The organism is Flavobacterium sp. KACC 22758, from assembly GCF_028736135.1.
GTDB lineage: Bacteria > Bacteroidota > Bacteroidia > Flavobacteriales > Flavobacteriaceae > Flavobacterium > Flavobacterium johnsoniae.
On sequence record NZ_CP117878.1, the window covers coordinates 2884755 to 2897506 of the forward strand.

9 protein-coding genes are annotated in these 12752 nt (G+C 34.5%); 4 read left to right on the top strand and 5 right to left on the bottom strand.

The genetic code is table 11. The annotated features are described in order from the left end of the window. The first annotated feature begins 81 nt into the window (after window positions 1–81). The 3 genes from gldF (at window position 82) to dnaN (ending at window position 3718) form a co-directional block, all read left to right on the top strand. Window positions 82–807, top strand: a complete 726-nt coding sequence (gldF, locus tag PQ462_RS12500) for a gliding motility-associated ABC transporter permease subunit GldF (protein WP_274250174.1) — start codon at window positions 82–84, stop codon at window positions 805–807. Beyond that, entirely contained in the window at window positions 807–2492 is a 1686-nt protein-coding gene (gldG, locus tag PQ462_RS12505) for a gliding motility-associated ABC transporter substrate-binding protein GldG (RefSeq protein WP_274250176.1), read from the top strand. The genes gldF and gldG overlap by 1 nt, the downstream gene beginning before the upstream one ends. Before the next feature lie 107 nt (window positions 2493–2599). Then, window positions 2600–3718, top strand: a complete 1119-nt coding sequence (gene dnaN / locus PQ462_RS12510) for a DNA polymerase III subunit beta (protein ID WP_012024781.1) — start codon at window positions 2600–2602, stop codon at window positions 3716–3718. Between the two features lie 355 nt (window positions 3719–4073). Here the strand turns inward: dnaN and PQ462_RS12515 are convergent, their stop codons facing one another. Then, window positions 4074–4730: a hypothetical protein gene (locus tag PQ462_RS12515; RefSeq protein ID WP_274250180.1), complete on the bottom strand. Its 657-nt coding sequence runs from the start codon at window positions 4728–4730 to the stop codon at window positions 4074–4076. Between the two features lie 141 nt (window positions 4731–4871). On the opposite strand from PQ462_RS12515, the gene PQ462_RS12520 reads away from it, so the two are divergent. Further along, the gene (locus PQ462_RS12520) at window positions 4872–5501 is read left to right on the top strand and encodes a DsbA family oxidoreductase (protein ID WP_274250182.1); all 630 of its coding nucleotides are present in this window, start codon (window positions 4872–4874) and stop codon (window positions 5499–5501) included. A gap of 54 nt (window positions 5502–5555) precedes the next feature. Here the strand turns inward: PQ462_RS12520 and PQ462_RS12525 are convergent, their stop codons facing one another. The 4 genes from PQ462_RS12525 to PQ462_RS12540 form a co-directional block, all read right to left on the bottom strand. After that, complete coding sequence (locus PQ462_RS12525) at window positions 5556–6455, bottom strand: ROK family protein (protein ID WP_274250183.1); 900 nt, start codon at window positions 6453–6455, stop codon at window positions 5556–5558. Window positions 6456–6477: 22 nt separating this feature from the next. Beyond that, window positions 6478–7941 carry a glycoside hydrolase family 125 protein gene (locus tag PQ462_RS12530; protein ID WP_121361140.1) on the bottom strand — a complete coding sequence of 488 codons (1464 nt, stop codon included), beginning with the start codon at window positions 7939–7941 and terminating at the stop codon, window positions 6478–6480. 8 nt (window positions 7942–7949) lie between these two features. Then, window positions 7950–10229, bottom strand: a complete 2280-nt coding sequence (locus PQ462_RS12535; protein WP_274250185.1) for a GH92 family glycosyl hydrolase — start codon at window positions 10227–10229, stop codon at window positions 7950–7952. A gap of 136 nt (window positions 10230–10365) precedes the next feature. After that, window positions 10366–12627: a GH92 family glycosyl hydrolase gene (locus tag PQ462_RS12540; RefSeq protein WP_274250186.1), complete on the bottom strand. Its 2262-nt coding sequence runs from the start codon at window positions 12625–12627 to the stop codon at window positions 10366–10368. Window positions 12628–12752: the final 125 nt, after the last annotated feature.

Below are 12752 nucleotides of genomic sequence, written 5' to 3' on the forward strand. Positions count from 1 at the left end.
GAAACACGAAGTTCGCAAAGAAAGGAACTTCAAACCTGAAACTTGAAACCAAAAAAAAAAATAAACGAATAAACGTTATACATGAAATCAATCATTTTAAGAGAAATAAAATCCTTTTTTGGTTCTCCTATCGGCTACTTGGTCATTGCGATTTTCTTAATCAGCAACGGGCTTTTTTTATGGGTATTTGAAGGAGACTACAATATATTGAATACAGGTTATGCTGATTTGACTCCGTTTTTCACTTTAACACCTTGGATTTTAATTTTTCTGATTCCGGCCGTTACAATGAGAAGTTTCTCTGATGAAAGAAAACAAGGAACGCTGGAATTGCTTTTAACCAAACCTTTATCGATCTGGCAGATTGTAAACGGAAAATTTCTGGGATCATTTTTCCTTATTATTTTAGCCATTATTCCAACCTTTATTTACGTGAAAGTAATTTCAAATTTAGGTTCTCCGGAAGGTAATATCGATATGGGAAGCACAATTGGTTCTTATTTCGGATTGTTGTTTTTGATTGCTTCTTATTCTGCAATTGGAATCTTTACTTCTACTCTATCAGAAAATCAAATCGTTGCCTTTATTATTGCCGTATTTATATGCTTTCTGTTTTATTTCGGTTTCGAAGGACTGGCTTCTTTAGTTCCGGGGCAATCGAATATCATTTCGGCATTTGGAATGCAGGATCATTTTAAAAGTATGAGCCGAGGCGTTATTGATACCCGCGATGTGATTTACTTTTTAAGTATCAGCGTTTTGTTTTTATCTTTTACCGTTTATCAATTAAAATCTTTTAAAGCGTAATGAAAGCATCTAATAAATTAAATCTTAAAACATTAGGCATTACAATTTTTATTTTAATTGTTTTAAATGTTCTTGGAAGCTTATTTTTTCATCGTTTTGATTTGACCAAAGACAAACGATATACTTTATCTGAAACATCTTTAAAAATTGTAAAACAGGTTAAAAACCCGTTGTCAATTAAAATTTATATGCAGGGAGAACTTCCTGCAGATTTTAGACGTTTACAACAGGAAACCAAACAATTATTAGAAGAATTTCAGGCTTACAATAATAATATTGTTTTTGAATTCGTAAACCCAATGGAAAACGAAGACGAAAGCATGGAAATGGTAAAATCACTTTACCAAAAAGGTCTTACTCCTGTAAATATAACAGTTGACGATAAAGGAAAACAATCGCAGGCAATGGTTTTTCCGTGGGCAATTGCGGTTTATAACAACAAAGAAGTTAATATTCCCTTGCTGAAAAACATTATGGGAGCTTCTACTACTCAAAAAGTGATAGGATCTATTCAGCATTTAGAATATTCAATTGCTGATGCGATCAATAAAATTACGAAAGACAGACAAAAGAAAGTTGCCATTATAAAAGGAAATGGTGAATTGTCTGAAATTCATATTGGAAAATTATTAAGACAAATCAAAGAAAGTTATTACATTGGCCCTTTTACACTGGATTCTGTTGCGAAAGATCCAAACGGAACTTTAGATGCTCTTAAAAAATATGATTTGGCAATTATCTCTAAGCCAACAGAAACTTTCTCAGATGAAGAAAAACAAGTTCTGGATCAATTTATCATGAACGGCGGAAAAACATTATGGCTGATAGATCAGGTTGCTGCAGATATGGACAGCTTATATAATGATGCCGGAGCAACACTTGCTTATCCAAGAGATTTGAATTTAAATGATATGTTCTTCAAATACGGTTTCAGAATTAATCCTGATTTGGTTAAAGACGAAAACGGAAGTCCAATAAAACTGGCAACCGGAGAACAAGGAAGTGCAACACAATATCAGGATTTTATCTGGAAATTTGCGCCTCAGGTTTATCCAACAAGCCAGCATCCTATCGTAAAAAATCTGGGCGGCATTAAATTCGATTTTGCAAGTCCAATTGATACTTTGAAAAACGGAATTAAAAAGACGGTTTTATTACAATCGTCTCAATATTCAAAACAAATTGGAACACCTTCAGAAATCAATCTGAACATGGTAACCGAAGAAACGTCTCCTAAGGATTATCTGAACAAAGGAAATCTAGTCCTTTCAGTTTTATTAGAAGGAAGTTTTAATTCGGTTTTTGAAAATCGTGTACTGCCTTTTAAAGAAAGTTCGTTTCAGGCAAAAGGAAAACCAACTAAGATGATTGTCGTTGCCGATGGAGATATAGCCAGAAACCAATTAGACAAAAACATGATGCCTGTTGAGCTTGGTTACGATCAAAGAACAGGGAATCTTTATGATAATAAAGATTTTATGATGAACTGTGTAAATTATCTTCTTGACGATACAGGACTTATTAACATTAGAAGCAAAGATGTCGAACTGCCGTTATTGGATAAAGAAAAAGTTTACGAAAATTACACCACAACGCAATTCATAACTATCGGGCTTCCAATCCTTATTTTATTGGTTTTCGGATTAGTATTTACCTTTATCAGAAAAAGAAAGTACAGTAAATAGATGTTAATAAAAAAATTGCGAAACTAAGAATGTTTACGATATATTTGTAAAACCTTACTTAGTTACAGAAAAACTGAGAAAAAGAGCAAAAAATAAAACAAAAGACGATGAAATTTATAGTATCGAGTTCGTACTTATTAAAACAATTACAAGTATTAGGAAGCGTTATTAACAGTAATAATACACTTCCTATTTTAGATAACTTTTTATTTGAACTAGACAATAATGAGTTGACAGTTTCGGCTTCAGACCTTGAAACTACAATGTCTGCTACATTATCAATCGATTCTACAAGTAAAGGAAGCGTTGCCGTACCGGCAAAACTTTTACTTGAAATTTTAAAGACATTTCCAGAGCAGCCTTTAACTTTTACAGTTGAAGACAATAATACAGTCGAAATCAGCTCTAATTCAGGAAAATATGCATTAGCGTATGCTGCCGGAGAAGAATTCCCTAAGTCTGTAAATCTGGAAGATCCGTCTGTAACTTTAGTTCCTGCAGATGTATTGGCAACTGCGGTAAGTAAAACCATTTTTGCTGCCGGAAACGATGATTTACGTCCGGTAATGTCTGGAGTTTTCTTCCAGTTCTCTCCAGAAGGTTTAACTTTTGTTGCTACAGATGCTCATAAATTAGTAAAATATGCACGTGCAGATGTAAAAGCATCTCAGGTTGCTGATTTTATTATGCCGAAGAAACCTTTAAATATCTTAAAAAGTATTTTAGGAAGTTCTGATGCGGAAGTAAAAATTGAATACAACGATTCAAATGCGACTTTCTCATTTGACAATTATATCTTAATGTGTCGTTTAATCGACGGAAAATACCCTAATTATGAAGCGGTGATTCCTAAAGAAAATCCAAACAAATTATTAATCGATCGTTCTTTATTTTTAAGCTCTGTTCGTCGTGTTGCGATTTTCTCAAACAAAACTACACACCAAATTCGTTTAAAAATTGCAGGAGCTGAATTAAATGTTTCTGCTGAAGATATCGATTACTCAAATAAAGCAGAAGAAAGACTAACTTGTGATTATCAAGGTGATGATCTTCAAATTGGTTTTAACTCTCGTTTCTTAATCGAAATGCTGACAAACCTTCAATCTGATGTGATTATGTTAGAGATGTCATTACCTAACAGAGCCGGGATTTTAACTCCTGCTGATGGCTTAGAAGAAGGTGAAACAGTAACAATGTTGGTAATGCCCGTAATGTTAAATAGTTAACATTAAAGTTTCTTTATGTTACAGGGATTTTTTTTAATTTGAAATTAAAGACATATCATTGTAAAAAAAAATATCGCTATTAACCAACCATTTTTTATACCTAGAAACCGCAATTCTTTTTTAAGAGTTGCGGTTTTTTAGTTTTAGAGATTTTTTGTTTCATGTTTAAAGTTTCAAGTTGAAATACAATCAGACTTGTATCGTTATTCTATCGCAAAGCACGCAAGTTTTTTTACTATGCAGGATTTGTAAATAATGTAAAGTTCGCAAAGCTTTGTGTAAACTTTCCGCTCTCTGCGGTTAAATTTGACAACAAACCTGAAACTTCAAACCTGAAACAAGTTACCAGTCTTTTTTAATCCTTCTTCTTTTTAAATCCTAAATAATAATTCATTCCAAAACCTAAAGTTCTACTGTCGTATCTAGTTTGTGTTCTGTCTGCTTGAGCTAAAGCTTTTCCCATATTTACTCCTGTATAGTATAGATTGACAGCCAATGAATCATAATTTTTATCTGAAAGAATAATGTCTACTCCAATTCCTATTCCTATAGATTGCTGCCACTCGGTTACAATTTTCTTTTCAGTTTTTGACAGAGACGAATTATTCTGGTTGATTAAAGTATATTTTTCCTGAGCTTCAATTCGTGATATATTATAAATTGGCAGAATTTGAAGAAGCGCATCTCCGGCGCTATACTCACCGCAGGAAAGACATATTTTAGGTGTAAAGCCAAAATTTAAAGCACCTGCACTCAATTGTGATGTGCTTATAATATTTCCTGCTGCATCTGGTTTATTATAATCTTCAAGACTACCGTAGTAATAAGTTGTGGCAAATTCAGGCTTCAAAAATTTAAAAGCTTTAACTTCTATTCCTAATCCGCCCTGAAAATAAGTATTTCCTTTAAATTGAGTATTTCGATAAAGTGATAAATCAATTAAACCTCTTATTTGGGCATTTAAACCGACTGATAGCAAAATCAATAAAAAACAGAGTAAGTTTTTCTTCATAAAATGGTAAGTAACTGGTTATATTTTTTGCACTAAAATACTTTCTTTTTATATACAAAAATGAATTTCGTTTACTATTATTTACAGCCAACAAAATCTTAAATTTCAGGCCTTAAATAAATTTTTCTGTATTTTTGTAAAATGAAAATAGAAATTTGGTCGGACATCATGTGTCCGTTTTGTTATATCGGAAAAAGGCAATTGGAAACGGCCTTACAACAGTTTCCAGATAACGACTTTGAAATTGAATGGAAAAGTTTTCAGCTTGATCCAACAATTACGCCTGAGCCGGAAAAAGACGTTTATACGTATTTAGCGGAACGAAAAGGAATGACAGTCGAGCAATCTAAAGAAATGCACAAAGGTGTCGCAGAACGTGCTAAAAGCGTTGGTTTAGAGTATAACTTTGACAAAGCAGTTATTTCAAATTCTTTAGAAGCGCATAGAATTATCCAATTGGGTAAAACTAAAAAATTAGGCGACGAAATTGAAGAAATTTTCTTTAAAGCTTATTTTACAGAAGGACGGGATTTAAACGACGGCCCGACTTTAATTGAATTAGCTGAAAAAGCCGGATTAGATAAAAATGATGTTTTAAAAGTATTAAAAAGCGATAATTTATACTTAAAAGAAGTTGAACACGATATTGAAGAAGCACAGCAAATTGGCGTGCAGGGTGTTCCTTTCTTTGTTTTTGACCGAAAATATGCTGTTTCCGGTGCTCAGCCGGTTGAAGCTTTTGTACAAACAATAAAAGAAGGTTTAAAATAAAATTTCAATTATAAAAAAACGGATGAGTAAATTGCTCATCCATTTTTTTATAGTTTAATCGCAAAGAAAACTTACCGCTCCCAATAAAGCTGCAATTTCATTATCTGTAGAAATTGAAACTGCTGTTTGTAAATTAGATTCTTTTATTTTTTTATTGAATAAAGGCAGGAATAATTCGCTTGCGTTGGCTATTTTACCGCCAATAATAATATGATCTGCTGCAAAATTCTTTATCCACGGAATAACAACTTCTGCTAAATCTTCTCCCATTGTTTCAAAAGCTTTTATAGCCATTTGATCTCCTTGTAAGGCTAAATTATAAAGTTCCAGGCCATTGTTGAGATCAATATTCGTTAAAGATTTATAATCAGCCAAAAGACCTCGTGCTGAAACATAATCTTCTGCAATACCTTTTTTATAAGACAGATTATAAATTTCACCGTCGGCAGGAACAGAACTGCCTGAGTTAATCGAAACACCTTTATCAATAAAACAAGCGCCCAGTCCGGTTCCTAAAGTAACTGCCATTACTTTTTTACAAAGGTTTTCCTGTTGTTTAAAAACTTCGCCTTTTCCAAAACAAACGGCATCATTTTCGAAAAGAACAGGGAAGTTTTCAGGAAATTTTAGACTTTCTAAAAGAAGTTCCCGCACATTCAATCCATAAAAATGTTCGTATTTAGATTGATCTTTAATCCAGCAGATCCCTTTTTCGTAATCAAAAGGTCCAGGCATACAGACCGCTATTCCTGTTATGTTTTCAACTTTTGAATTTTCAATTGCAGTATCGATCACTCTTTTCCAAATATCCATCACCTGTTTTACAGGCAAATTAGAATCGAATGATTCTTTATAAATTGAAGCATCAACAATTTTCATTTCTGTTTTATTGATAACTCCTGCTGTAATATGTGTTCCGCCTATATCTAGCCCAATCGCGTATGATGTATTCATTTTTCCTTATTTTGCTTTAGTACTAGATATTTTTGTCTTTTAAAATTTGAGGATAATGAATGCTCGTATGTACAATCATTTCTCCAAAAAGTGTATTTGCCCACGCAAACCATTTACGGGTAAATTTATTCACGTCGTCTTTATGGAATGATTCGTGCATAAATCCTGTATCTGCATTGGTTTTAATTAAATTGCTGATACAAGCTTTTATTTCTTTTTCGTCTACACTTGTAATGGCTCTTAAAACAATACTCATAGGCCAGATTGTATCGACTCCGGTATGCGGACCGCCAATACCTTCTCCTGCTTTTCCTTTATAGAAAAACGGATTATTTTCTGAAAGCACTACTTTTCGTGTATTTAGATATAAAGGATCATTTGGAGCAATAGCACCTAAATAAGGTAATGATAATAAAGACGGTACATTGGCATCGTCCATCATGTGGAAACTGCCGTATCCGTTTACTTCAAAAGCAATAATTTTCCCGAATTTTGGATGATTGATAATTCCGTGTTCATTAAGCCCTTTTTGAACTTCATCTCTTAATTTTGTGGCTTTTGCAACTAAATCATTGTCTTTTAAAGCCGGTAAAGAGAAAATTTCAATTAAATAACCTAGTATTTCAATCGCAAACATATTACTCGGAATCAAATAACCAAACAAAGTAGAATCGTCGCTTGGTCTGAAAGTCGAAACAATTAATCCGCAAGGTTTTACAGGATAACCGTAACCGCCTAACGGAACTCCGTCTGTTGCCCACGCTGTCTGACGCTGAAAACTATACGGTCCGCCTTTGCCGTCCATTCGCTGCTGCTCTTTAAAAGTCTGCAGAATTAAAAGCATCGCTTCTTTCCATTTGGCATCAAATAAACTGATATCTCCTGTTTCTTTCCAATATCCGTGTGCTAATCTTACTGGATAACACAAACTGTCAATTTCCCATTTTCTTTCATGAATTCCGGGCTGCATTTTAGTAAGGTCATTTTTCCATTCGCTTTCCTTCGTAAAATCTTTATAAAAAGCATTCGCATACGGATCCAGCAGAATACATTTCGCCTGACGATTGATTACTCCTTTTACCAGTTCTGCCAGTTTTGGATCTTCCTTTACAAACGGAATATACGGCCAAATCTGCGCTGTACTGTCTCTAAGCCACATAGCATCAATATCTCCCGTAATTACATACGTGTCCGGTTTTCCGTCAATAATTTCAAAATCAACTGTTGTATCTAGTGTATTTGGGAAACAGTTTTCAAATATCCATGCTAATTCTGGATTGGCAATTTGCTTTTTAACACGTACGATAGCAGCTTCAATTGCTTTGCTTGTAAATTTTCTTTCGGCAACAGGTGGTCTTTTAGAAACAAAATCTTTTAGCGGAAACTGAAAAGTATCTGAATTAAATCCAAAAGCTTCTGTTTGAATTGCTAATAAACCTGCTGAAAAAATGCCTGCGTTTTTTATAAATTTTCTACGTGACTGCATATATATTTTTATTTTGAAGTTGAGTAAGAATATGGGTATGATTCTTTTGTTGTGCCTCTTTTTAAATTTGGAGAACTTGTCATATCAAAATTTAATTCTCCTCCTTTTAATACATCAAAATGATTGATATAATTTTTAGAATAAAGAGCATTATCCCATTTTAATTCATTTACATATCTGCTGGTTTCTGAATTATCAGGCGCGCTGATAATAAGCTTTTTTCCGTTTTCTAACTGCAAAGTTGTTTTCTTAAACAAAGGTGCTCCCAAAACATATTCTTCTGTTCCCGGACAGACCGGATAAAATCCCATTGCTGAAAATATATACCAGGCAGAAGTCTGTCCGTTATCTTCATCTCCGCAATAACCGTCTGGAGTTGGTTTATATAAGCGGTTCATTACTTCTCTTGACCAATATTGCGTTTTCCAAGGTTCGCCTGCATAATTGTATAAATAAATCATGTGCTGAATTGGCTGGTTTCCGTGAGCATATTGTCCCATATTCATAATCTGCATTTCGCGGATTTCATGAATAACAGAACCATAATAACTATCATCAAAAACCGGAGGAGTTGTAAAAACAGCATCTAATTTTGATGTGAAATTTTTCTCTCCCCCCATTAAATCAATCAAACCCTGAATATCATGAAAAACACTCCAGCTGTAATGCCAGCTGTTTCCCTCGGTAAAAGCATCTCCCCATTTAAACGGATTAAAATTAGGCGGAAAACTGCCGTCTTTATTACGTCCGCTCATTAATTCGATAGAAGGATTGTAAAGGTTTTTATAATTCATCATTCGCTTTTCAAGCAGATTAATTTCTTTTTTGGGACGATCTAAGGCTTTGGCTAATTTCCAAATCGTAAAATCATCATAAGCATATTCCAGTGTTCTCGCTGCATTTTCGTTGATCTTCACATCATACGGAACATATCCTAAAGAATTGTAATACTGAACTCCTTTTCTGCCTACAGCATCCATTGGTCCTTCATTATTGGCTCCGTGAAGTAAAGCTTCGTACAAAGTATTGATATCGTAGCCGCGTAATCCTTTCATATAAGCATCAGAAACTACAGAGGCAGAATTATTTCCTACCATTACATTTCTAAAACCCGGACTTGACCATTCTGGCAGAAATCCGCCTTCTTTGTAATCGTTTATTAATCCTTCCTGCATTTCTTTATTGATAGAAGGATAAACCAGATTTAATAAAGGATATAAGGCACGGAAAGTATCCCAGAATCCGGTTCCTGCATACATATAACCCGGCAGAACTTTTCCGTTATACGGACTGTAATGCACTATATCGCCGTCTTTATTGATTTCATATTGTTTTTGAGGAAAACAAACTGTGCGGTACAAACAAGAATAAAAGGTTTTTAACTGCTCTTCATTTGTATCTTCAACAGTAATTTTTCCTAAAACTTTGTTCCATTCATTTTTAGACTGAGCAACAGTTTCTTCGAATGAAGCTGTCCCCAATTCATTTTTTAAATTTAATTCTGCTTGTTCAAAACTGATAAAAGATGATGCAATTTTTACATTTACTTTTTCTCCTTTTTTAGTTTTAAAACTTACCACAGCGCCAGCATGAGTTGCAGTTAGTTCTAATTTGCCTTTTTCTAAAGTTTTATCATTAAAGGTTGAATTTACTGCAAACGGCTTATCAAAATAAAGCACAAAATAGTTTTTGAAATTATCCGGAACACCACCGCTGTTACGAGTTGTATAACCTATAATTTTATTTTCAGATGGTATAATTTTTATGTGAGATCCTTTATTAAAAGCATCCACTACAATTGACGAATTTTCATTTTCAGGAAATGTTATTTGAAAATGAGCCGCTCTTTCTGTTGTTGTAATTTCGGTTGTAACATCATAATCAGCCAGATAAACGCTGTAATAATAGGGTTTTGAAACTTCTGCTTTATGACTGAACCAGCTCGCACGTTCGTCTTCGGCGAAAGCCAATTTACCGGTAACCGGCATAATCGAAAACTGACCGTAATCGTTCATCCAAGGCGAAGGCTGATGCGTCTGCTTAAATCCCCTGATTTTTTCTGCGGTATAAGTATACGCCCATCCGTCGCCCATTTTTCCTGTTTGCGGTGTCCAGAAATTCATTCCCCACGGTCTGCAGATTGCGGGATAGGTATTCCCGTTTGAAAGATTATGAAGGGATTGTGTTCCCATTAACGGGTTTACATATTCTACTGGTTCTTTAACTTGTGCATTTACAGAAATGCAATACTGTATTAATCCAAAAAAAATTAAACTTTTTATTTTCATAGTTTTTACTTTTTTATGCTATACGCTTTAAGCTGCAGGCTATAGGCTTTAAAACTGAACTTTAATTTTAACCTATAAGGTTTTAAAACCTTGCAGGAAACTGAATGGTCTTACTTCTTAAATCTAAAATCTAAAATCAATTAGGCCTGTCCTCTTTCTTAACTCCAAATGTCATTGACGGTTTGCTTCCCATATATAATTTCAGCTCTCCGCCTTTTACAATCATTTCTTGCGTGATATATGATTTTGTATAAGGCTTTCCGTTATATTCTGCTTTTTGAATGTACATATTTGAAGTACTGTTATCAACAGCATTTATCATAAATGAAATCCCTTTTTTATGATGAATTACAGCATTGTTTACGAGCGGACTTCCCAAAACATAAATTCCATTTGCCGGATTAACCGAATAGAATCCCATAGAAGATAAAATATACCAAGCCGACATTTGTCCTAAATCTTCATTACCACACAATCCGTCTGGTTTTGTTGAGTAAAATTTCTCGTCGATTTCTCTAATTAATTTGGCTGTTTTCCAAGGTTGTCCGACATACGCATACAAATACGGTATATGATGATTCGGCTCGTTTCCATGTGCGTATTGACCAATTAAACCGCTGATATCTGGCGAAACATCCTCTCCTTCTACTTTATCAGTGAGCAGGAAAAGCGAATCCAGTTTTGCAATAAATTTGTCTTCACTTCCAAATAAATCGATTAAACCGTACGGATCTTGAGGAACCAGCCAAGTGTACTGCCATGCATTTCCTTCCACATAATCGTCTTTACGATGCGCTGATGAAAGCGGATTAAATGGCGTTCTCCAATTTCCATTTGCCAATTTACCACGCATAAAAGTGGTTTCTTTATCAAAATAGAGCTTGTATAAATTGGCTCTTTTGGTGAAATAATTATAATCGTCTGTTTTGTTTAAAGATTTCGCCATCAAAGCGATGCAATAATCATCTATGGCATATTCTAAAGCATTTCCAACAGATTCTAATAGTTTATCAGCAGGAATATATTCGAGTTTTTGAACATAATCCATTCCGTCACGCGTCTGCATGGCCGTTTTTTTAATGGCTTCGTATGCTAAATTGACGTCATAATCACGATATCCTTTTAAATAAGCATCGACAATAACAGCTATAGAATGGTTTCCGTTCATTGTATTGGTTTCATTGCCCATTAAGTGCCAAACCGGCAATCTGCCCTGCTGCTGGTAAATCGCTAAAAACGATTTTACAATATCATTGATTTTTTCAGGCTGCGTAATGGTATACAATGGATGCAGTCCGCGGTAAGTATCCCAAAGTGAAAAAGTAGTGTAATTGGTAAAATTGGCTTTTTCGTAGACTTTTTTATCTGTTCCAAGATAATCTCCGTTCGCATCATTAAAAATAGAAGGTGCAAACATGGTGTGATACAATGAAGTGTAGAAAACTTTCATTGTTTTTTCGTCTGCTTTTATCTGAACTTTATTTAACTCTTTATTCCATTTTGAATCTGCCAGTTTTACAATCGCTTCAAAATCCCAATTCGGAATTTCTGCTTTTATATTGGCTGATGCATTTTCTGTGCTAACTGGAGAAATCCCTACTTTTACCAGAATCTGTTTATTTTTTAAGGTTTTGAAATCTAAAACAGCTTTTATTTTTAAGCCTTCACCTTCTGTTCCTTTAACCACCGCTGTGCTGTCATAAACCATCATGCTTGTGATTGGCTCAGAGAATTCCATTGCAAAATAAATGCGCTGATCTGCTGCCCAACCTGTCGAATAACGATAGCCTTCAATTTTAGTTTCGCTGATTTTTTTAATGAACGTTTTTACGGGTCTGTCCCAGCCAATTCCATCGGCTAGATCAATTAAAATATGCGAATCGTTTGTGTTTTCAAAAGTATATTTATGAAAACCGACTCTTTCGCTGGCTGTTAATTCGGCTTTAACTTTATATTTATCTAATAAAACACTGTAATATCCTGGTTTTACGACTTCGTTTTTATGAGAGAAATACGAACCGTAACCGTTTACCATATCTTCTTTTGTTCCTTTGGTCAAATCGACTTTTCCGCTGACAGGAAGTACCAAAATATCATTTAAATCTCCAATTCCGGTTCCGCTTAAATGTGTGTGTGTAAAGCCCAAAATAGTATTACTGGCATAATTATACCCGCTGCACCAATCCCAGCCTTCAAAAATATTTACAGGTCCCAGCTGTACAGCTCCAAAAGGAACATTTGCACCCACAAATACGTGGCCATGCCCAGCCGAACCAATAAGCGGATCGACATATTGTGTATAATTTACATCTGCTTGTTTTCCCTTTTTTTGCTGTGAAACTGCTGGATTGGCAAAAAGTAAACTTAAAGCCAGGAAACCACTAAATACTATTCTCATATATTTTTTATTTTTGATTGCGCATTGTTTAGCCCGCTGATGAAACGGATTAAACTGATTGGCGCTGCTATTTTTTTAATTTCTATGTTAGACGCACTGCGATGCGTCCCTACAAAAAACCTTTG